The 21825-nt window shown below is 36.4% G+C and carries 17 protein-coding genes and 3 tRNA genes; 16 read left to right on the forward strand and 4 right to left on the reverse strand.

Annotation, left to right across the window (positions count from 1 at the left end; all coding sequences use genetic code 11):
* The first annotated feature begins 52 nt into the window (after nt 1-52).
* Nucleotides 53-967 (forward strand): energy transducer TonB, encoded by a 915-nt coding sequence (locus tag KO524_RS11360; RefSeq protein WP_219294151.1) that lies wholly within the window; start codon nt 53-55, stop codon nt 965-967.
* A gap of 331 nt (nt 968-1298) precedes the next feature.
* Here KO524_RS11360 and KO524_RS11365 read toward each other — a convergent pair whose 3' ends face one another.
* Both KO524_RS11365 and KO524_RS11370 read right to left on the reverse strand, forming a co-directional pair.
* Entirely contained in the window at nt 1299-1694 is a 396-nt protein-coding gene (locus tag KO524_RS11365) for a biopolymer transporter ExbD (RefSeq protein ID WP_219294153.1), read from the reverse strand.
* A complete protein-coding gene (locus KO524_RS11370; protein WP_219294261.1) occupies nt 1675-2385 on the reverse strand; it encodes a MotA/TolQ/ExbB proton channel family protein in 711 nt (236 codons plus the stop codon). Before KO524_RS11370 ends, KO524_RS11365 begins: the two co-directional genes overlap by 20 nt.
* A 145-nt stretch (nt 2386-2530) precedes the next feature.
* On the opposite strand from KO524_RS11370, the gene KO524_RS11375 reads away from it, so the two are divergent.
* The 10 genes from KO524_RS11375 to KO524_RS11420 all read left to right on the forward strand — a co-directional run bounded on the left by KO524_RS11375 (nt 2531) and on the right by KO524_RS11420 (nt 13011).
* Nucleotides 2531-3748 (forward strand): folylpolyglutamate synthase/dihydrofolate synthase family protein, encoded by a 1218-nt coding sequence (locus KO524_RS11375; protein WP_219294155.1) that lies wholly within the window; start codon nt 2531-2533, stop codon nt 3746-3748.
* Nucleotides 3749-3830: 82 nt separating this feature from the next.
* Nucleotides 3831-3905, forward strand: a tRNA-Val gene (locus KO524_RS11380).
* Nucleotides 3906-3978: 73 nt separating this feature from the next.
* Nucleotides 3979-4053 (forward strand) — tRNA-Val (locus KO524_RS11385).
* A gap of 67 nt (nt 4054-4120) precedes the next feature.
* Nucleotides 4121-4198: transfer RNA gene (locus KO524_RS11390), tRNA-Val, on the forward strand.
* A 210-nt stretch (nt 4199-4408) separates the two neighbouring features.
* Nucleotides 4409-5002, forward strand: coding sequence for an HPP family protein (locus KO524_RS11395; protein ID WP_219294157.1), 594 nt, complete (start codon nt 4409-4411; stop codon nt 5000-5002).
* A gap of 350 nt (nt 5003-5352) precedes the next feature.
* A complete protein-coding gene (locus KO524_RS11400) occupies nt 5353-6939 on the forward strand; it encodes an ABC-F family ATP-binding cassette domain-containing protein (protein WP_219294159.1) in 1587 nt (528 codons plus the stop codon).
* Between the two features lie 276 nt (nt 6940-7215).
* A complete protein-coding gene (locus tag KO524_RS11405; RefSeq protein ID WP_219294161.1) occupies nt 7216-10257 on the forward strand; it encodes a T9SS type A sorting domain-containing protein in 3042 nt (1013 codons plus the stop codon).
* 59 nt (nt 10258-10316) lie between these two features.
* Nucleotides 10317-11144: a hypothetical protein gene (locus KO524_RS11410; protein WP_219294163.1), complete on the forward strand. Its 828-nt coding sequence runs from the start codon at nt 10317-10319 to the stop codon at nt 11142-11144.
* A gap of 315 nt (nt 11145-11459) precedes the next feature.
* The gene (locus KO524_RS11415) at nt 11460-12314 is read left to right on the forward strand and encodes a methylated-DNA--[protein]-cysteine S-methyltransferase (protein ID WP_219294165.1); all 855 of its coding nucleotides are present in this window, start codon (nt 11460-11462) and stop codon (nt 12312-12314) included.
* An 88-nt stretch (nt 12315-12402) separates the two neighbouring features.
* Nucleotides 12403-13011, forward strand: coding sequence for an alpha-ketoglutarate-dependent dioxygenase AlkB (locus KO524_RS11420; RefSeq protein WP_219294167.1), 609 nt, complete (start codon nt 12403-12405; stop codon nt 13009-13011).
* A gap of 109 nt (nt 13012-13120) precedes the next feature.
* Here KO524_RS11420 and KO524_RS11425 read toward each other — a convergent pair whose 3' ends face one another.
* Complete coding sequence (locus KO524_RS11425; RefSeq protein ID WP_219294169.1) at nt 13121-13312, reverse strand: cold-shock protein; 192 nt, start codon at nt 13310-13312, stop codon at nt 13121-13123.
* A 369-nt stretch (nt 13313-13681) separates the two neighbouring features.
* Here KO524_RS11425 and KO524_RS11430 point away from each other — a divergent pair, with 369 nt between their 5' ends.
* Nucleotides 13682-14074 (forward strand): heavy-metal-associated domain-containing protein, encoded by a 393-nt coding sequence (locus KO524_RS11430; protein WP_219294171.1) that lies wholly within the window; start codon nt 13682-13684, stop codon nt 14072-14074.
* Nucleotides 14075-14159: 85 nt separating this feature from the next.
* Here the strand turns inward: KO524_RS11430 and KO524_RS11435 are convergent, their stop codons facing one another.
* The gene (locus tag KO524_RS11435; protein ID WP_219294173.1) at nt 14160-15092 is read right to left on the reverse strand and encodes an alpha/beta fold hydrolase; all 933 of its coding nucleotides are present in this window, start codon (nt 15090-15092) and stop codon (nt 14160-14162) included.
* Between the two features lie 283 nt (nt 15093-15375).
* Here KO524_RS11435 and argS point away from each other — a divergent pair, with 283 nt between their 5' ends.
* Genes argS through KO524_RS11455 form a run of 4 tightly spaced genes read left to right on the forward strand, consistent with a single transcriptional unit; the run spans nt 15376 to nt 21722 of the window.
* Nucleotides 15376-17154: an arginine--tRNA ligase gene (argS, locus tag KO524_RS11440; RefSeq protein WP_219294175.1), complete on the forward strand. Its 1779-nt coding sequence runs from the start codon at nt 15376-15378 to the stop codon at nt 17152-17154.
* A gap of 11 nt (nt 17155-17165) precedes the next feature.
* Complete coding sequence (locus KO524_RS11445) at nt 17166-18644, forward strand: hypothetical protein (RefSeq protein WP_370629735.1); 1479 nt, start codon at nt 17166-17168, stop codon at nt 18642-18644.
* Entirely contained in the window at nt 18634-20052 is a 1419-nt protein-coding gene (locus tag KO524_RS11450; RefSeq protein ID WP_219294177.1) for a GDSL-type esterase/lipase family protein, read from the forward strand. Before KO524_RS11445 ends, KO524_RS11450 begins: the two co-directional genes overlap by 11 nt.
* A complete protein-coding gene (locus tag KO524_RS11455; protein WP_219294179.1) occupies nt 20052-21722 on the forward strand; it encodes an MBOAT family protein in 1671 nt (556 codons plus the stop codon). Before KO524_RS11450 ends, KO524_RS11455 begins: the two co-directional genes overlap by 1 nt.
* The last annotated feature ends 103 nt before the right edge of the window (nt 21723-21825 follow it).

Here is a 21825-nt window from a genome sequence, read left to right on the forward strand (position 1 = left end):
TGACTTATTTTCAGTATTTTTGTTGTAATTATCCCGTATAGCTATCCTTTTTATGAACATGAAATTAACATCTGAAGAAAAAAAATCAATGGGGATCACTTTGGCGATCTGTACTTTATTGTTTTTGATTTTATTTTTGATTCGTTTTATTTCTCCTGCTGCAGTAGAAAATTTTGCAGGCGGTGGAGGTGGCGGAGGTGTGACTGTGAATTTTGGAGATAGTGATTTGGGATCGGGTGCTGATTTTACTAGTGAAGTGCTTCAAGTTACCGATAACAACAAAACACAACAAGCTGTAGTTGTTCCCGATGAAGAAAACATCATTACACGCGAAAATTCTTTAGAAGAAACCGCAGTCATTCCGAAAAGGGAAACCGCAGTAAAAAACAAACCAAAGGAAGAAGTTAAGAAAGAAGTTGTGGTAAAACCAGTGGTAGAAAAGCCTAAGGTTTCCAAAACGACTGATGATGCTTTGGCCAATTTGCTTAACGGGTCTAAAAAAGGCGGAGATGGTGATGATAAAACAGCAGGTAACAAAGGTAAGGCTGACGGTAGTTTGACTTCGGGAGGTTATTATGGATCAGGCGGCTCCGGTGGTGGTACTGGAGGTGGTAACGGCACGGGTTCGGGTACGGGTAGCGGAAGCGGTACAGGTAGCGGCTCAGGCGGTGGATCCGGGAGTGGTTCTGGCGGAGGTATCGGATATTCTTTAGGGGGTAGAAAAGCCTTGGTAAAACCACAACCAAAATACACGTGTAACGAAGTTGGGAAGGTAGTTGTAGAAGTCGTAGTAGATAAAAATGGGGTAACCACTTCAGCAGTAGCAGGAGTAAAGGGAACAACAAATAACTCGCGTTGTCTTTTAGATCAAGCCAAAATAGCGGCACTCAATACCAAATGGGAAGCTAGTGCAAATGCGCCAGACAAGCAGATTGGCAATATAATTTACAATTTTAGTCTAAATTAAAGAAAGTATTTAACTAATAGATATAAAAAAGCGGAAGTCCATATGGACTTCCGCTTTTTTATTATCAACCCGACTATATGTCTATATGTCTATTTGCCTATTCGCCTATTCGCCTATTTGCCTATTTGCCTATTTGCCTATTTGCCTATTTGCCTATTTGCCTATATGTCTATTCGCATATCAGCATATCAGCATATCAGCGTATCAGCGTATCAGCGTATCAGCGTATCAGCGTATCAGCGTATCAGCGTATCAGCGTATCAGCGTATCAGCGTATCAGCGTATCAGCGTATCAGCAAAAAAAAGAGGCCATCAAGCCTCTTTTTTTAATTTATTTACCACTTGTGGCAATAACGAATTTCAGATTGTTTTTTACGCCTATTTGCAAGACATCTACGAGGTCTTGTACTTGGAGGTTGTATGGAATGCGAACCACTACAGTTTGGTCTGCTTCTGTACCTATTTTAGTTAATAAAGTAGCTTCGAGCTCTTCAAAGGCAACTTCTTGTTTGTCTAGGAAAAACTTTTTGTCTTCGGTTACCGACAAACTGATTAATTGCTTGTTGGTTTTTTCATTAGCTGCTGCTTTAGGCAGGGTCATTTTAATAACATTAGGATTGGCTAATGTGGAAATGATTAAGAAGAACAACAGCAAGAAGAACATGATATCGCTCAAAGATGAGGTGGCTACTTCTGCTTGAAATCGTTTATTTCTTTTGATCGCCATTGGGTCTTTGGATTATGTTAACAAATTCTAATACGTTTTTTTGAACGGTCAATGAAAAATTGTCAATCATACCGTTTAGTAAATGGTAACCGGCATAGGCTATAATACCAACGATTAAACCGGCTCCACTACTGATCATTTTTTCGTATAATCCACCAGAAATATTACCGATACTGATGTTTTCAGTTACGGAGATACTATAGAAAATTTTGATAACTCCCGAAATGGTTCCCACAAAACCTAAAGTGGGAGCAATACCGGCAATAAGTCCCAAATGGCCTAATTTTTTTTCCATTTGACCAATTTCGATATTGGCAACTTTCTCCATATTAGACTCTATTTCAGAAATAGGTCGCCCAATGGTTAAAACACCTTCTTTTAAAACACGAGCAGCTGCGGCTCCATTTCGATCTGCTGCCGAAGCGGCTAATTCAAGATTTCCAGAGTTTAAATGAGTACGTACATCTTGAATCAGATGGGCATCAGATTTTGCTGTTTTTTTAATATATAAATAACGTTCTATGATAACATAGATAGTGTAAATCAATAAAAAGATAATGGGAATTAAAAACACCCCTCCCTTTAAAATAAAGTCCAAAACAGAAATCTCTTTTTCGCCAGAAATTCCTTGAATCATGGCTCCTGTAGCCTGGCTAATGGTGTCGTTTTGAGCTTGTAAAAAAAATAGCATCATAAATAATGTAGTTCTAGTGTTTATTGTGAAAAATGTCTCAATTTTGCAATAAAGATAATTTTCTATATTTTAATATACTAAGAAAAATTAGAAAATATTTTAGAACACTGAAAGTAAAGTATATAACTTAATAATGGCATTGATGAGCTATCAAGAAACCCTGGATTGGATGTTTTCTCAACTCCCTATGTATCAGAGACAAGGCGCCTCTGCTTATAAAAAAGATTTGACTAATACGTTGAAATTAGTTGAACATTTAGGGCACCCGGAAAAGGGGCTAAAAATGATTCACGTTGCGGGTACCAATGGTAAAGGGTCCACATCGTCGATGATTGCGTCTGTGTTACAAGAAGCAGGGTATAAAGTAGGTTTGTATACGTCACCCCATTTAAAGGATTTTCGCGAGCGGATTCGCATTAATGGCATAGAAATATCAGCAGCGTTTGTTTGTGAATTTATAGCGAATAACAAAACTTTTTTTGAAGAAAATGATCTGAGCTTTTTTGAAATGACGGTGGGTATGGCCTTCGAATATTTTCAACAACAAGCCGTGGATGTAGCGGTTATTGAAGTCGGTATGGGAGGGCGATTGGATTCTACCAATATCATTACGCCTTTGGTTTCTGTAATAACGAATATAGGAATGGATCACACAGCTTTTTTAGGTAACAGCTTGGCTGAAATCGCTTATGAAAAGGCTGGTATTATAAAAGCAGGTATACCTGTGGTCATTGGTGAGTATGATTCTGAAACGCAACCGGTATTTTTAAAACGCGCTATGGAGCTGCATGCCCCTATTTTTTTCGCATCCGATTTAATGAAAAAGAGCACCCATACAGCCGATTTAACTGGGGCTTATCAAATGCACAATATTCGAACGGCCAGACAAGTCCTAGCTATTCTACGCGATTATTTTGATATTAGCGCCGACAATGAAAGAAATGGCTTGTTAAAAACCACTAGTAATACCGGTTTAGAAGGACGTTGGCAAATTTTACAACAGCATCCGTTGGTTATTGCAGATACAGCGCATAACAGCCATGCTTTAAAAATTGTTTTAAAACAATTAGCTGAAGCTCAAAAAGAGCAATTGTTTTTTGTTTTGGGTGTGGTGGATGATAAAGATTTGAGTAGTATTTTACCTTTGTTTCCCCAAAATGCAAAATATTTTTTCTGCAAACCCCAAGTGCCTCGTGGATTGGCAGCAGCTGAATTGGCGGTAAAGGCGGCCGAATTTGGGTTGAATGGCGAGGTTTGTGATTCTGTATCAGCTGCTTATCAAAAAGCATTGAAAACAGCACAACCGCAAGATTTGATTTACATAGGTGGTAGTACGTTTGTGGTTGCAGAAATTTTATAAAAAAAATCAATAAAAGCTTTCAGAATCCAAATACAGTTGTATATTTGCACCCGTAATCAAGTAAAGGATTACAGCTTTTAAAGGGCGATTAGCTCAGTTGGTTCAGAGCATCTCGTTTACACCGAGAGGGTCGGGGGTTCGAATCCCTCATCGCCCACAACCTTTAAAAGATAACAACTCACGTTGGTTGTTATAGAATAGTATTCCGAAGAATATTTTTAAAGTACTTCGGGCGATTAGCTCAGTTGGTTCAGAGCATCTCGTTTACACCGAGAGGGTCGGGGGTTCGAATCCCTCATCGCCCACATATTGAAATGCTTTTTAACGATGAATCATCGTTAAAATTAAAACCGAATACTTTTATAGTAATTCGGGCGATTAGCTCAGTTGGTTCAGAGCATCTCGTTTACACCGAGAGGGTCGGGGGTTCGAATCCCTCATCGCCCACCATTAAGGACAAAGAAATTTTATTTCTTTGTCCTTTTTTTGTTATAATCTATTTAAACATACGACGGGTTGGATTTTTTAAATTGATTTTTTGCATACAGTGGCTAGTCTAAATCAGGATATTCATATATAGGTAAGTTATATTTTAACGGTTAAAATCTAAAACACGCAAATGTTCCGATTATCTTTGTGTTTTTAGTGTATTCCCCAATTATGAAAAAGAATATCAAACGAACGGCTCGAATTACGCGTTATGTCATTTATAAAGAAACCTTGGTCGATTCTAAAGAGCATTTTTGGTCTTTTGTCGGTGCTTTTGTCGGTATAGGGGTTATTGCTTATATACAGAGTTTTTGGTTTACTCAATTGGAAAATGTGTTTTTAATCGGTTCTTTTGGCGCCTCATCGGTGCTTATTTATGGGGCTATAGACAGTCCGTTAGCTCAACCTCGAAATTTGATTGGAGGACATGTGGTGTCTGCCATTATTGGTGTTACGGTGGCTAAGTTATTTCCGGACATGATTTATATCGCAGCGCCATTGGCGGTGTCTCTATCTATAGTGGGCATGCAAATGACTAAAACCATACATCCCCCAGGAGGCGCTACGGCACTTATAGCTGTAGCCGATACTGGCGCGGTAAAAAGCTTGGGATATTATTATGTTTTTTCACCGGTTTTAACTGGGGCGTTGATCTTGTTTTTGGTGGCATTGGTTTTTAATAATATGACTTCAAACAGGAGTTATCCCAAACATTCCAAGTTTTTTTCAAAAAGAAAAACCAAAAGCCTTTTTAAAAAGACTTAGAGCAATTTTTTCGCTGACTATCCTACTTTTTATGCCAAACTTTTATGGAGTCGTTTTTGGATTAAGAAGTGAGGTGTTTAGCAGTAAGCTCTTAGAGTTATAAAGCCGTGGGAAGTTGGTGTTGTTAGGGTTTATGCGTATTCTAAGTTTTGAATGAAATCCAGACAGTTGAGTTAGCATTCGGACGATGCATAACTTTGCATAATTCGTTTATTATTATAATTTATTGATTATCTTTGCATTCTAATCAAAATACAATTTCATGTTGTAAATCATTTCTTTCGGAAAATAAACGGCACTAGCGATTTCGCTGGACACTGTTATTATTCATTCTTTACAAGAGAGAAATCATGATTAATCTACAAGATATCACTTATATACATTTCAATAGAGATGTATTGTTTTCGGACATCAGTTTTACAATCAATCAACACGATAAAATCAGTTTGGTTGGTAATAATGGAATTGGAAAATCAACCCTTTTACGAATTTTAGCTGGCGATTTACTTCCTGAAACAGGGCAGTTAATCTTAGGGGCGTTACCTTATTATGTACCCCAACATTTCGGACAATTTGATGGCGACACTGTGGCTAAGGCATTGTGTATAGCTGATAAAATTCAAGCTTTGGAAGCTATACTTCGAGGTGAAACCACTGAAGATAATTTTAACCGACTTGACGAGGATTGGACTATTGAAGAACGTACTAAAGAAGCACTTGACTTTTGGCTTTTGAATGGTATTGATCTCCATCAAAAGATGGAAACCTTAAGCGGTGGTCAGAAAACTCGCGTTTTTCTGGCTGGAATACGAATTCATCAACCTAAAATCGTGTTGCTAGATGAGCCCAGTAATCATTTGGATGCCCAAAGTAGAGCTTTGGTGTACAATTATATAGAAACGACACGCGACACGTTAATCGTAGTGAGTCATGATCGTATTTTGCTGAACAAAATCAATAAAGTGTTTGAATTGACTAAACGCGGTATGGTTGTTTATGGTGGTAATTATGATTTTTATGCTGTTCAAAAGCAACGGGAACTAGAGGCTGTAAGTCATGATGTTGCGAGTAAAGAGAAGGCTTTACGCAAAGTCAAAGCGGTAGAAAGAGCATCTATGGAACGTCAGCAAAAATTGGATGCTCGAGGAAAAAAGAAACAAGAAAAAGCGGGTATTTCTACAATTATGATGAAAACCCTTAAAAACAAGGCAGAGAAATCTACTTCCAAAATAAAGGGAGTTCATACTGATAAACGCGAGACCATTTCGCAAGAATTGAGGGTTTTGAGAGAGGAATTACCAGAATTAGCTGCTATGAAAATTGATTTCAAGCATTCCGATTTGCATTATGGAAAAGTATTGATTCGGGCAACAGCGATTAATTTTGCCTACGCATCACAAGAACTGTGGAAACTGCCTTTAAGTTTTTTGGTTAACAGCGGAGAACGTTGGGCAATAAGGGGAGTCAATGCATCGGGAAAATCAACCTTAATCAAATTAATTTTGGGTACTTTGATTCCGACAACCGGAGTCTTGACGAAATCACTTATCCATACGATTTATATCGATCAAGACTATTCCTTAATTCGTGCCGAACTGAGCGTGTATGAACAAGCACAGCTATTTAATACTGGACTATGGCCAGAGCATCAAGTGAACATGCGATTGAATCGCTTTTTGTTTGCTGCGGAAGATTGGGGTAAATCCTGTGCTGTTTTAAGCGGAGGTGAAAAAATGCGTTTACTGCTTTGTGCTATAACCCTAAGCGGGAAGTCGCCAGATTTAATCGTTTTGGATGAACCAACCAATAACTTGGATATTCAAAATCTAGAAATTCTTACTCAAGCCATTGAGGATTACCGCGGTACTCTAATAGTGGTAAGTCACGATAGTTTTTTTCTGAATCAATTGCAGATTGAGCATTTTATTGACTTGTAGATTTTAATGGATACAGCTGATAAGCCCTTTAAAATGGTGTTTAAAATGTTAATTAACATATTTTGGTTATGAAAATATTAAATATTTTTTGATTTATTTAACTTATGTGTATATATTTATTATTATTAACTTAAAATCAATGATTAGTGAATGGAAGTTTTATTCCTGCCTTGTACTTTTAGTATAATTTAGAAAAGTACTCTAGCTTTTTTATAAAGGACTTATTCCTTTATTATTATATTTTTTCTGTTCCTTTCATTGTATAAATACTATATCATGAAAAAACTATTATTTAACAAGAGTCGCATTGTAGGAGTTGTGGCTGACAACAAAGAAGCTACAGAGGCGCAGCGTGATGAAAATTATTTTAGAGACAGCAATGTTTTTAGAGGAAAAGTAGAAGGAAGTGATTCCAATTTTTCCCTTTTAAAAATTGAAATTAGGAGAAAGTGGCTACTCACTTTAATTGTAGTTGTATGTAATCTGTTTGTGGTTTCTGCACAATTGCATCAAACAACTGTTCCGGCGTCGGAAAAATTCAAGTTGGATCAGAAAATTTATGAAGGTTTAGAGGTGAAAAAATTTCCAGAACTAAATAGGGAAAGATTGAAATCTGAAGATGCTAAAGACTTAGAAATGAATGTGCCACCTCGCTTTGGTTATCGTCATCTAACGGACATGAATACAAAGAATTCAGGTAAATGGATGGAACTTCCAAACGGTGATAAACTTTGGTTGTTAAAAATTTCAATTCCCAATGCTCTATCAATTAACTTATTATATGACAAATTCTGGCTACCAGAAAAAGGGATGTTATTTTTGTACAATGAGGATAAAACGACCAAGCTAGGTGCTTTTACTGCTGCTAATAATAAAGGAAAAGCAGAAGAAGTGCGTGGGTTTGCTACGGATTTGATTTATGGGAATACGGTTATCTTAGAGTATTATCAACCTAAAGAAGTTGTAGAGGAACCGGTTATTTCTATACAATACGTAGTAGAGGGTTATCGCTATATTAAAAATTCACTCAGCAATTCAGGAGGTTGTCAAGTCAATGTGAATTGTCCGGAGGGGGCAGGTTGGCAACTGGAAAAGAATGCCGTTGCTTTAATTGTAGTTAACGGATATAGATATTGTACCGGGGCCTTGATGCGAAATACAGCAGACAATAATAGAGCTCTATTTTTAACAGCCGATCATTGTTTGGGAGGTTGGGCTAATAATGTTAAGCACGACGCAATGAGTAATAAGTTTTTAGATCATTGGACGTTCTGGTGGCAATATGAAAGTCCTAATTGTAGTAATCCAGCAATTGAGCCAGTACGGAAGAGTACGTCGGGAGCAGTTGTTTTAGCCAATGCTGGAAGTACTGATTTTGCTTTGTTAGAATTAAATGAAAATCCATCACAGTTAACGAATAGTAGCGTTGCTTATTTGGGATGGGAGCGTTTGAATCCAAAAAGCGGTGGTGTTGGTATACATCATCCCAGTGGTGATATAAAAAAAATTGCCACTTTTACTATGACGCCCAAATCAACAGCTTATTCAAATACTAATGTAAATCAGGCTGCAAATCATTGGATGGTTAACTGGGTGAGCACGGCCACCAACCATGGTGTAACAGAAGGCGGGTCTTCGGGCTCTCCCTTGTTGAATAGTAATAAGAGAGTAATTGGACAATTACATGGCGGTTCTGCGAGTTGTACTCAAAAGGAAGCGCCGGATTGGTATGGTAAGTTTTCTTTGTCTTGGGACGGAAATAGACCAGAAAGAAGATTAAAAGACTGGTTGGATCCTTTACAGTATAATGTGATGTACTTAGATAGTAGTTCAGGACTTGGAGGCGATTTTCACATCCGAAATTCAGTGTTCGATAGTGGTGTGGAGCCCGATGCAAATACGCCTGCGAATGAATTGTATATAAGTCCGGATATTTGGGTGCGTAATTTTAATGATAATGGTTTGGTGCATCAAAATGCTACACATCATCCGTATCAGTTAAATTATGTATATGTTCGTGTAAAAAATAGAGGAACAGTAGTTACAAGTGCAAACAGTTTAGTACAGTTACATTGGTCAAAAGCTAGTACTGCTTCAACTTGGCCAAAATTTTGGAACGGAAGTTATTGGTTTAATGGTGTTCCTACGGGAGGAGTTATAGGTGTAAATGAAATTCCGATACTTCAGCCGGGAGAAGAAACCATTCTTAAATTTCCATGGAGGGTGCCGAATCCTAATAATTATGTGGTTATGGATTCGCAACAACCTGGGCATTTTTGCTTAATTGCGAGGGTGTTGTCTGAAGAGGATCCGATGACGTTTATGGAAACTTCTGATGTTGTTGAAAATGTTCAAAACAACAACAATATCGCGTGGAAAAATCTAAGTGTAGTCGATATTACTCCGGAGGGTTACAATGGTGCTTCAGTGTTGGTTGGTAATCCTTTTGATGGAAAAAGAGTTTATAGTTTAGATTTCCTTGTAGGTAGGGGCGAAGTTAACCAAACTCTTTTTAGAGAAGCTGAAATTACCGCTACATTAGACCCTGTATTGTATCGTGCATGGGAACGAGGAGGAAGAAGAGGTCAGCAGATAGAAAGGGTAGAAAGGGAAAATACAATTAGGATTGCTGGACCGGAAGCCAGACTCGATAATGTTGTTTTCTATCCAGACGAGTTTGGTGTGTTGAGTCTGACTTTTAACTTTTTAACCGGAACATATACAGATCAAAGGCAATATCACTATAATGTCGTTCAAATTGATGCGGATAATCATAAAGTGATTGGCGGAGAGGGTTTTGTAATTAATAAAACCTCTCGACAAATATTTAGGGCTAATGCTGGCGCAGTTAATAGCGTTAGAGCCGGTGAGGTAGTAAGTATAAGTGCTGCAGATATCGGTGAAGAAGCCGCTTACCGTTGGTATGATGATCAAGGGGAGTTAGTAAGTAGTTCTAAGGAGTTCTTGATGAATATAGAAAAACCGACGCGACTACAACTGGAAGTAACGGCATTGGCCGATGGTTTTAAAGATTATGACTTTATTAATATTGATTTGAAACCAAGTACTTTGGGGATAATTACTCCTAATCCCGCTTCTACTTCGGTCGAAATAGAATACGATGTTCGCTCAGATAAAGCTGCTTATATAGAGCTTATTCCTATTTATGAGGCTAGTGGAAATGGAAAAAAGTTTTCGTTGGATACGCACAACAATAAAATTACTATAAATATTTCAGCTTTTACTAAAGGGGTTTATAGTGTGGTGCTTTATAGTGATGGGGAACGTATAGATGTCAAGAAATTAATCATTCAATAAGACATTCGATTAAAATTCAATAAGACACTCGGTTAAAAAGTAGATTAAAAATAGACTAAATGAAAAAACTATTATATCTCGCGGGCTTTCTTCTAGGAATGGCAGCCTGTAACAAAGAGGACGTCGAACAAGATGCGTTTTCTTATAGAACCTTAGAGGTTTTTAGTAGTACTGAAGTCAATAATACTAAAATAGGAGATGCTAAGGTGTTAAGTACCTGGCAGGAACTAGAATCCTTCGCAGGCAAAGAGGTTGCTGATTTCTATAAGAGGAACAGTGGTATTATTAACTTTGATGAACAACAGGTTATACTGTCTAAAATGATGTTTTATCGAGAACCTTTGGTAACTCAAACCTTAGTGTTAAATGGCCGTCAATTAAATTATTCACTAGAAATCGGTAAGGGGAAAAATAGTATTCCTGCTGGTGTTTTTTGGGTTGGAGTGGTCTATCAAAAATTGAAAAAGCTTGAATTAAAAGCTAAAATTGAAATTTTAGAACCTAGTATTACACCTTATGGATATTGGGTGTTGGAAAAAATCGCAGATTTAAATACTTTAGAAATGCGTTTGCCTAAAGATGGTAATGGTATGCCAACCGATCAGCCATATTATCGTTTGAAGCTAGAAGAATCAGGTAAATTAGAGGGGAAAAATTTGACCAATACATTAAATGGGAATTTTGAGTTATACCGCCCCTTACATCTGATAGATATAGATGAAAGCAGATTAGTGACGACTGAGGTCTTCGAGCCAATTTTAGGTGATGGATATCTATATCATGAAAAACTTGCGGGAAGTTTGTTGTATACTGTAGAGGATGGAAAACTCTATTTGTTTTACGACAACGCTACCAAATGTTTTATTTTTAAAAGATTTGAAATTTGAGAAGATTTAAATTGGTCTCGTTATGGGGTAGATTATTTACTTGAAAAGTGAGGATAAAACTTTAAGTAACGAATTCCAATAGACAGTACAGGAGGCCGCTATGCATAGCATAAAACTGTAGTGGAATAGGTGTTGGCTATGTTTGTTGCTAGTTGCTTTTATTCCTTAGAGGTAAAAAACCAATAGTAACTGACGAGCGTAAATTTTGTAAAAAAGGAGTAAAGATTTTTTCTTTACTCCTTTTTAAATAAAGCAAGAATTGGATTTTATATTTGTAGAAGTAATAGCATCTTTACTGCAACTAAAATGGTGGTTATGAAAGAGCAAAAAAAGATTCAATACGACCGAATTGCAGAGGTGATTGAGCATATACAAAATAATTTTAAACAACAACCCTCTTTAGAACAATTGGCTGCAGTAGTTCATTTAAGTCCGTTTCATTTTCAGAGGCTGTTTACCGAATGGGCGGGAACCAGTCCTAAGAAATTTTTGCAATACATCAGTATCGGCTATGCAAAACAATTGCTTATGGAGAATCGTGATATAAGTCTTGCTGAGATGGCTTTTCAAACGGGATTATCAAGCAGTAGTAGATTGCATGATTTGTTTGTTAAGATTGAAGGGATGACGCCGGCCGAATTTAAAAATGGAGGCGAAAACCTGATGATTAATTATGATATAGTGGAAAGTCCTTTTGGAATGTTGATTTTAGCGTCAACTTCCAAGGGAATCTGTCACATGGCTTTTGAAGTCGATAAAAATCAAGCTATTGCCCAGTTGGTCAATCGGTTTCCCAATGCTGTATTGGAGCAAAAATCAGACGAGATACAGCAAACCGCATTAAAGTTTTTTCAGAGCGATTCTACGAAATTATGTGAGGTTAAATTGCATTTAAAAGGTACGGATTTTCAATTAAAAGTGTGGGAGAGTTTATTAAAAATCCCCATGGGCCAACTGACTACTTATGGTGATATAGCCAAGGAAATTGGAAAGCCTTCCGCTTTTAGAGCAGTTGGAACGGCGATTGGTAAAAACCCCATTGCTTTTTTAATTCCCTGTCATCGGGTAATCCAGGCTTCGGGACAATTAGGTGGTTATATGTGGGGGATTAATCGTAAAACCGCTATTATCGGTTGGGAAGGGGCGAAGGCTGCTTCACAAGATGAATGAACTTGAAAAAAATAAAGCGACAAAGTTGGTAGTTTGATGCTAAATCGCTAACTTATGGTAGAGACCTATAACGTTAAAAACCTGAAAAATGGATCTTTTTGATAATCGACTTGACGAAAATATCAACTTGCTGCCCGCTGATGGAGAGGTTTACTATTTTGGAACCTTGTTCGATAAACAGCAAGCGGATTTGTATTTGTATAAATTGTTAAATGGCATCGAATGGCGCCATGATGAGGCTATTATCTTTGGTAAAAAAATTACTACCAAACGCAAAGTGGCCTGGTACGGTGATTTGCCTTTTGAATATACCTATTCGAATACGACTAAGCGAGCTTTACCGTGGAATAGCGATTTACTTGTATTAAAAGCTATTGTAGAAGAGAGAACAGGGGAAACTTATAATTCCTGTCTATTGAATTTGTATCACAACGGTAACGAGGGTATGGCGTGGCATAGTGATGGAGAAAAAGATCTCAAAAAGAATGGCGCTATAGCGTCCTTGAGTTTTGGCGCAGTTAGAAAATTCGCGTTTAAACATAAACGCAGTTTGGAAAAGGTGGAGCGTATCTTAGAGCATAGCAGTCTTTTGGTGATGAAGGGCACTACGCAAACACATTGGTTACATCGTTTACCTCCAACAAAATTAATACATACAGCTCGGGTAAATCTTACGTTTAGAACTATTGAAGAGTGAGCAGTAATCAGGAGGAAGAAGTAATTAAATCTGTTGAGTTAAATTTACTGTAAAAAAAAACACCTAATCATGGATTAGGTGTTAATTTACGTTGTATCTATATAGTATGTTAAGCTAAGACTACGTTTACTGCGTTAAGACCTCTACGACCTTCTTCTACGTCATAACGAACTGCATCGTTCTCACGAATATTATCCATTAGACCTGTAGCGTGAACAAATATTTCGCTATCACCATTGTTTGGTGTAATAAATCCGAAACCTTTGTCTTCATTGAAAAATTTTACTGTACCTTCTTGCATTACTTTTGTGTTATTTAATTCCTGCAAATATAGAATGAATATTTAATATCTACAAGTAAATGCTAAAAAAATTTTTAATAAAATTTTATATTTTTTTGCAATAATGGCTGTAAGGCTAGTAAAATAGGCGTTTTTTTATAAAAAAATAATTGTAAAAATCCTGTAATATTGGTATTGGAGAATACAGATCTGATAAAGGATATCGGGATTTGTTGTTATAAATGGAATGATTGCTAGTGATGATTTACATATAATAGCGCCAATAAAAGTAAAAATCCTGTTTAGGAAACAGCGAAAAAACTTCTATTATATAAAAAGTTTTTGTTAGATTAGCAGCTTTAACAAGTAATCACTATAAAAAATTTATATATGTGGGGCATCAGTAAGATAAAATTCAGTAATGTGTTCTATTTGTCTTTTTTGTTTTTTGGGTTATCTACCGCGAGTAATGCTCAGAGCTCAAAAAGCAATGAGAAAGCAATCATAAAAACAGCTATTTATTGTGAACATTGTAAAGAATGTGAAACATGTGGACAAACTTTTAAAAGTACCTTATATAAACTGAGTGGTGTTCGACAATTTGATATTAATCAAGAAGCCAATACCATTACGGTTTATTATAGTCCAAAGAAAGTAAGTCTGGACCAAATTAGACAAGCGATTTCTAAAATGGGTTATGATGCAGATGATGTTAAGGCAGATCCGGAAGTATATGCTAAATTGGATGACTGTTGTAAAGATAAGGCAACAGAAAAAGTGTAGTTGATAGAAATTTAATAACATATTTCTAAAAGAAAAATCCCCTAGTATTATAGTGATACAAGGGGATTTTTTATTCGATGCATACCTAATTGGTTTCAGGCAAAATACGTTCTATAAGTGTGGATTGAATTTTATCGGGTTCGGTATTAAATATGGTATGACCCGAGTTGGTAAACCAGAAAAAATCTTTTTTAGGAGCTTTAATCCAGTTGTAATAGTCCTCTACTATATAATGTGATTGCTGTTGATCGCCATTACCTTCAAAAAAATAAATGGGACAGTGAAATTCTTGTTGCTGATTAAATCGATTATTTTGTACTGAAGCTAACCAAGTCGGAAACCAAACGTCTAACCAACGGTAATAGGTGGGTTTGAAATTATCTTCTTTTGCAAATTCAACACCATTGTGTATAAAAAGCCATTTTTGGGCATAAAATAAATCATCTGGAGTTTTATAAGGTACCTTAACGTGGGATAGCTCTTCTTGAGCTTCGGCATTTGCATTTTCTTTTGCCCAGTTGTTTAGCATGTCTATAGTAAGGCGAGCATTTTTGTCTTGATCGATTAGGCCGCTAATACAAATATACGCATACAGTTGTTCGGGATTTTTAGATGCGATGTCAAAACCGAGTATAGAACCCCAGGAATGGGAAGCCAAATACAATTTAGGTTTGTTGAAGTTCTTTAGTAGATAAGATACCATCTCATGCGCATCAGACTGAAGTAGGGCTGTTGTCAATGGTTCTGGTGAAACATTGGCTATAAGGGTACTTCCGGTCTGACGTTGATCCCATTGTACTACGAGAAAATGTTTTTGTAAATTTTGAGTAAACGACTCAGAAACAGGTATCAACGATGTACCTGGACCACCGTGTAAAAATAACAATATCGGATTGTTGATGTCGCTCCCTTTGATGTCGATAGTTTGCAATATACCGCCGATCAGCACTTGCTCTTGTTTGTGTATGGCTTCAATATCTTGAGGTTGAGCATTTGCAGTAAAAAACGCAAAGTACATGAAGTAGCGGTATATAGTTTTACTAGGCATATTTACGTAGATTGATGAATTATAAGTAGGTAGTACAATATTAGTTGAATTAAGTTTACCATAAAGCTGAGGGTAAAAATATTTATAGTATTTTAATTTTGTCATTTGTATTTATACTTTAACGCTGAATTAATTTTAAAACAGTAATTTTTCATGGAATAGCAAGCATACGGACTTGGCTGTAATTATATCCCTATAAAAGTTAAAAAATACTGAAATAACAATTATCTTTGTTCCTTAAAATAAATAAGCAATGACATTAAATCAGATTCTAATTCCTCAAATCGAAAACGCAGTACAATCACTATATGGAGTCACTGTGGATAAAATTGAATTTCAAGGTACGAGAAAGGAGTTTGAAGGAGACACAACAGTGGTAATTTTCCCTTTCTTAAAGTTGATTAAAGGAAATCCTGTTGAAATTGGAACAAAAATTGGCGAATATTTAGTAGCAAATACCGGCGTGATTTCGCGGTTCAATGTGGTTTCAGGTTTCTTGAATTTAGTAGTTACAGATGCTTTTTACTTGAATTTTTTCAATGAAATAAAAGACGTTGAACGTTTTGGATTTCAAACAGTCGTAGCAGATGAGAAAGCGATTTTGGTGGAATATTGTTCGCCAAATACCAACAAGCCTTTGCATTTAGGTCATGTTAGAAATAATTTATTGGGATATTCCGTTGCTGAGATTTTGAAAGCTTCAGGAAAAAAGGTTTATAAGACACAAATCATAAACGATAGAGGAATCCATATTTGTAAGTCTATGTTGGCTTGGCAGAAATTTGGAGAAGGACAAACACCTGCTAGCACCGGTCTCAAAGGAGATAAGTTAGTTGGTAATTTTTATGTGATATTTGACAAGGTTTATAAAGAGCAAATAGCTGAATTGATACAGGCTGGACGTTCGGAAGAGGAAGCTAAAAAAGAAGCACCCATTATTTTAGAAGCCCAACAAATGTTATTGGATTGGGAAGCTGGTAAACCCGAAGTTATCGCTTTATGGAAAGAGATGAATCAGTGGGTTTATGATGGTTTCGCTATTACATTTAAAAACTTAGGTGTTGATTTTGATAAAAACTATTACGAGAGTAATACGTATTTATTGGGCAAAGATGTGGTGGAAAACGGTTTAAAAGACGGTGTGTTTTTTAGAAAAGAAGACGGTTCTGTCTGGATTGATTTAACTGCGGAAGGCTTGGATGAAAAGTTGGTATTACGCGGAGACGGTACTTCGGTATATATGACCCAAGATATTGGTACGGCTATTCAACGTGTTAAAGACTTTAATGATATTGGCGGTATGGTATATACCGTAGGAAACGAACAGGATTACCACTTTAAAGTATTGTTCTTAATACTTAAAAAATTGGGATTTGACTGGGCGGAAAGTCTTCATCACTTGTCTTATGGTATGGTTGATTTGCCTTCCGGTAAGATGAAAAGTAGAGAAGGAACCGTAGTCGATGCAGATGATTTGATGTTAGAAATGACCGATACGGCAAAACAAATCTCGGAAGAGTTAGGGAAATTAGACGGTTATACCGAAGAGGAAAAAGAAAGCTTGTATAAAACCATTGGATTGGGAGCTTTGAAATATTATATTTTAAAAGTTGATCCTAAAAAACGCATCTTGTTTAATCCAGAGGAATCGGTTGATTTCGCGGGTAATACGGGGCCGTTTATTCAATATACTTACGCGCGTATCCAATCGATTGTAAGAAAGGCAAATTTTGATTATTCCTATACCGTAACAGGAATTGCTTTAGATAGCAAGGAAAAAGAATTGCTAAAACTGATGGAATCCTATGCTGAAGTAATTGAAAACGCAGGAAAATCTCACAGCCCTGCATTGTTAGCCAACTATATATACGAACTTGTTAGAGAATACAATTCTTTTTATCAAACCGTACCTATTTTAGGTGAAGAGGTTCAAGATTTAAAAGTTTTTAGAGTACAATTGTCTCAGAAAGTGGGAACAATTATAAAAAGCGGTTTTTCTCTATTGGGAATTGCTGTACCAGACCGTATGTAACTTTTATTAGTGTGAAGATATCTAAATCGTATGCATTTCAATCTTTCGCCATTGTAATAATGGCGACTGGTTTTTTCTTGGTATTTAAAACCTATTTACCGAAGAAAATATTTAAAGAAACGGAAGTTAACAACAAACATATTGTAGTAGATAGTTTACTATTAGAAGCTATTCAAGAAGAAAAAGAAGCTCATAATAACAAGCAATCAAATATAGAAACGGATAGTTTATCAGGAGAAAATCTTGATGGAATGCCGTTTTCAGATGAACCGGCATCTAGCTTTAGAGGCTTGGTATATTTGCAAGCTTTCTATGAAAAATTATACCAACTAGAAATTGAGCAGAAAGGTAAAGTGAGGATTGCTTACTATGGCGATTCGATGACAGATGGAGACATGATTGTCCAGGATTTGCGCAGAAGTTTCCAAAATAAATACGGAGGTGATGGCGTTGGTTTTGTAGCGATAACTTCAGAATCTGCTGGGTCTAGAAGTTCGGTGTCGCATCAATTTTCTCCAAACTGGAAGGTACAATCGTACTTAAATGTGAAAAATCCCCTAAGACCTTTTGGTATAAATGGGCATGTGTTTTTTGCGAAAGACACTGTCAACAGTACTTGGGTTCGGTATAAATCGTCAACGGTTGCACACTTGGATTTTCTAAATAAACCCACTTTGTTTTATGGACGATCAAACAATTCGAGAGCACAATTACGGATGATTGTTGGGAAGGATACTGTGTATAAGAAGTTGAATCCGGTTAATGAGCTCAATACATTGACCTTATCAGAAGGCAATTTAAAGGGGTTTAAAGCCGATTTTATACATGCAGATTCCATTCCAATATACGGAGTTAATTTTGATAACCAGCAAGGAGTGCATATCGATAATTTCTCTAATAGAGGTAATTCAGGTTTGCCATTGACTACGTTTAAGCCGAGTATTATGAATCAATTTCAGCAAAAATTAGGCTATCAGCTGATTATTTTGCACTATGGAACCAATGTACTGAATTACGGTTCATACAATTACAGTTGGTATGAGCGTCAAATGACTAGGGTAGTTGATAATTTGAGAAATTGTTTTCCGGGTGTTTCGATTTTAGTAATTTCGACAGCAGATAAGGCAACCAAGTATGATTTGACGATGCAAACAGACTCGGCTGTTGTTCCGTTAGTAAATGCACAGCGAAAATACGCGATTTCCAATCAAGCCGGATTTGTCAATTTATATCAATTGATGGGTGGAGATGGTTCTATGGTCAAATGGGTTGATGAAGTACCTGCTAAGGCAAATAAGGATTATACGCATTTTAATCATAGGGGAGCAAGAGATATTTCCAATATGATTTTTAAACAAATAGAAGAGGGTTACGACACTTATAAAAAAGGTAAAACAGTTGCACCACAAACCGTTGAGCCTACAGTAGTCAAACCTAAACCTAAAGATACTGTGAAAATAAAAAGAAAAGTAAGTTTAGATGTTCATTAAAAAGTTATTAGTACTGTCGGTATTGATCGGTTGTAAATGGGGTTGGGCTCAAAATCAAACTGCATCGGCGCTTACTGAAGTAGCCGATAGTTTGGCTGTGTCAAAATATGCCGAGAATGAGATTTTGAATACCGAGGTACTCGAGCCTTTTTTTCAAAAGTTAAACGACTTAAAGAAAAATCAAAGTGGGAAAATAAATATTGTACACATTGGTGATTCCCATATTCAGGCAGATTTGTTTACAGGTAAAATCAGGGAACGCTTACAAACCGAATTCGGTAATGGTGGTTTGGGTTTTTCGTTTCCTTATAAATTGGCTAAAACCAATGGCAACAGTTTTGTTCAGTATTCTTCAAATATAGAATGGAATAGTTATCGGAATATTTATCCACTAAACGGTTCGTTAGTAGGTTTAAGTGGTATCGCATTAGCTGCTAAAAAAGATGATTTTGTAATCGAAATCACTATGCGTGATGCGCGTTTTCAATTTACTAAAATGAAAATTTTCACTCCTGGGAACGAAAACATGTTTGATGTTGCTACAGCTTCCAAAACGATTATGGTGGAGCAAAAAGTGCCACAAAAAATCAACCATAGAATTAAGAAAGGGGAGGCTATAGGTAGTATTGCTAAAAAGTATGGCGTTACTCTCGAGCAAATTAAAAAAGCAAACAGTCTAAAAGGTAATTTGATTCAGGCGGGAAAAGTACTGTATATTCCTTCTAATTTGATAGAAACCAAAGCGATTGCTCGTTCGGAATTTATTCCTTTGGAAACCGTAGCTAAAAAACAATACCGGGAATTTATCAATTCTGAAGAGCTTTCCAAGATCTATTTGTTGCCTAGTAAAAAAGCGGAAACCTACAACTTAAATGGTTTGGTATTTGAAAATGAACAAGCTGGAATCATATATCACAGTATAGGAGTAAATGGGGCAAAGTTTTCGGATTACAATAAGTACAAATTGTTTTTCGAACAAATTAAGGGACTTGCTCCGGATTTAGTTGTCATTTCATTGGGTACGAACGAAGCGTTTGACAAAATGGGTACAGCCAATTATCAGGAACAAATGAACTTCTTTATTGACCAGATTAAAAAGGATAATCCACGGGCTAGCATCTTAATCACAACACCTCCACCTTCTTTGTTTCAAAAGAAAATTCCCAATAGTTATTCTGAGGGATATGCCGATTCTATTTTGGAAGATGCCGTAGCGCAGCAGTATGCTGTTTGGGATGTATTTCACATATTGGGTGGTATCAATAGCGTTAATGAAAATTATGACAAGGGTTTGGTTTCAAGAGATTATGTCCATTATTCCAAATCGGGTTACGAATACAAAGGTGAATTATTTGCAAACGCACTACTTGAAGCTTTTAAAAATTTTAAAATTTCTCATAAGAATTAATGTCTATACTCGATTTTAGTTTGCCTGTCCTCACGATGGCTGATGTCATCAAATGGTTTTCTTTTAATCCAAAAGAGCCACTATTGTTTAATTCGGGTTTATTCCTCGGAATGTTCCTCGTATTCTATTTGGTTTATATAGGTATTAGAAAAACCTTTCATTTACGATTAATCTACGTCGTTTTATTTTCGCTCTTTTTTTATTATAAATCGAGTGGTATGTTTTTTTTATTGCTGGTAGGTTCTTCGATTATAGATTATTATTTAGCGAATATTATTTATCGTGAAAAGAGTCTGGTAAAGAAAAAGACCTTGCTCACAATCAGTGTTTTGGTTAACTTAGGGATGCTGGGGTATTTTAAATATACCAATTTTATTTTAGACGGGTTTAATCTCGCTTCAGGAAGTAGTTATCATCTTAATGATATTATCTTACCGGTGGGAATTTCGTTCTTCACCTTCCAATCCATCAGTTATATCATCGAGGTTTATAGAAAGGAAATTGAGCCTACTAAGAGTTTTGTAGATTATTTATTCTTTATTTCCTTTTTTCCACAATTGGTTGCTGGACCTATTGTACGGGCAAAGGACTTTATTCCTCAAATCTATCAACGCCTTCATATTTCAAGAGAATACGTCAACGAAGGACTGTTTTTAATCATCGGTGGTTTACTTAAAAAGGCAGTGATTTCCGATTATATCTCTGTGAATTTTGTTGATCGTGTTTTTGATTCACCAAACAGTTATACCGCATTTGAGAATTTGATGGCTACTTACGGTTATGCGATTCAGATCTATTGTGATTTCTCGGGTTATTCCGATATGGCCATCGGTATTGCCTTACTATTGGGATATCGTTTACCAATCAACTTTGACGTACCCTATCAATCGGCATCGATTACAGAGTTTTGGAGACGATGGCATATCTCGTTGTCAACTTGGTTAAAGGACTTCTTGTATATCTCAATAGGAGGAAATAGAAAGGGAACTTTTGCAGGTTTTTTGTTTCCAGGATTGTTTTTTGTTGGAATCCTTGGATGGGGTATCTATTACTATGAAGAAACGATCGTTCCCTTGGGAATTGCAATAACCTCGGTAATTGTTTTTGTATTAACGATATTATTATCAAAGAATAAAGAGCGCACACTATTTACCAATTTCAACCTTTTTACTACCATGTTGTTAGGAGGTCTTTGGCATGGAGCAAGTATGCGTTTCATTATCTGGGGTGCCCTTCACGGAATTGCTCTGGCTATTCACAAAACGATTGACGAACTGTTCCCGTCCAAAAAGGGAACTAGAGTTGTGAATAGTTTGGGTCTTTGGAATATCGTATCAGTGCTATTAACCTTTCACTTCGTCGCATTTTGTTGGATTTTCTTTAGAGCAAAAGATTTTGACACAGCGTTAAATGTTATCTATAATATCGGAAACCTAACTTGGGATTTAGAACAATGGCAAACAATTATCATCAGTTATAAAAATGTATTTTTATTAATAGCAATTGGCTTTGTATGGCATTTTATACCAAAAAGTTGGATGGGCAGTGTGCGTTCATTGTTTGACAAAATGCCGATGTTGATAAAGGCAGCTGTGTTAGGATTTATTTTCTGGGTTGTTTTTGCTACGGCAGCTGCGGGGCCGCAACCTTTTATATATTTTCAGTTTTAATTCGTGTTTATTTGCTGTTCAATCGGCTGCTCATAAGTTCATTGAAAATTCTATTATTTTAGAACAACAGTTTAAATGTGTTGGTAAGGCATTGTTTCCTTTG

The sequence above is a fragment of the Flavobacterium sp. NKUCC04_CG genome (assembly GCF_019345525.1).
Lineage (GTDB): Bacteria > Bacteroidota > Bacteroidia > Flavobacteriales > Flavobacteriaceae > Flavobacterium.

Bases quoted from the DNA above. Each gene is read 5' to 3' on its own strand.
- KO524_RS11365 (WP_219294153.1), bottom strand. From the start codon at position 1,694: ATGGCGATCAAAAGAAATAAACGATTTCAAGCAGAAGTAGCCACCTCA.
- KO524_RS11430 (WP_219294171.1), top strand. From the start codon at position 13,682: ATGTGGGGCATCAGTAAGATAAAATTCAGTAATGTGTTCTATTTGTCT.
- KO524_RS11420 (WP_219294167.1), top strand. From the start codon at position 12,403: ATGGATCTTTTTGATAATCGACTTGACGAAAATATCAACTTGCTGCCC.
- KO524_RS11410 (WP_219294163.1), top strand. From the start codon at position 10,317: ATGAAAAAACTATTATATCTCGCGGGCTTTCTTCTAGGAATGGCAGCC.
- KO524_RS11455 (WP_219294179.1), top strand. From the start codon at position 20,052: ATGTCTATACTCGATTTTAGTTTGCCTGTCCTCACGATGGCTGATGTC.
- KO524_RS11425 (WP_219294169.1), bottom strand. From the start codon at position 13,312: ATGCAAGAAGGTACAGTAAAATTTTTCAATGAAGACAAAGGTTTCGGA.
- argS (WP_219294175.1), top strand. From the start codon at position 15,376: ATGACATTAAATCAGATTCTAATTCCTCAAATCGAAAACGCAGTACAA.
- KO524_RS11395 (WP_219294157.1), top strand. From the start codon at position 4,409: ATGAAAAAGAATATCAAACGAACGGCTCGAATTACGCGTTATGTCATT.
- KO524_RS11405 (WP_219294161.1), top strand. From the start codon at position 7,216: ATGAAAAAACTATTATTTAACAAGAGTCGCATTGTAGGAGTTGTGGCT.
- KO524_RS11375 (WP_219294155.1), top strand. From the start codon at position 2,531: ATGAGCTATCAAGAAACCCTGGATTGGATGTTTTCTCAACTCCCTATG.
- KO524_RS11400 (WP_219294159.1), top strand. From the start codon at position 5,353: ATGATTAATCTACAAGATATCACTTATATACATTTCAATAGAGATGTA.
- KO524_RS11415 (WP_219294165.1), top strand. From the start codon at position 11,460: ATGAAAGAGCAAAAAAAGATTCAATACGACCGAATTGCAGAGGTGATT.
- KO524_RS11360 (WP_219294151.1), top strand. From the start codon at position 53: ATGAACATGAAATTAACATCTGAAGAAAAAAAATCAATGGGGATCACT.
- KO524_RS11450 (WP_219294177.1), top strand. From the start codon at position 18,634: ATGTTCATTAAAAAGTTATTAGTACTGTCGGTATTGATCGGTTGTAAA.
- KO524_RS11435 (WP_219294173.1), bottom strand. From the start codon at position 15,092: ATGTACTTTGCGTTTTTTACTGCAAATGCTCAACCTCAAGATATTGAA.
- KO524_RS11370 (WP_219294261.1), bottom strand. From the start codon at position 2,385: ATGCTATTTTTTTTACAAGCTCAAAACGACACCATTAGCCAGGCTACA.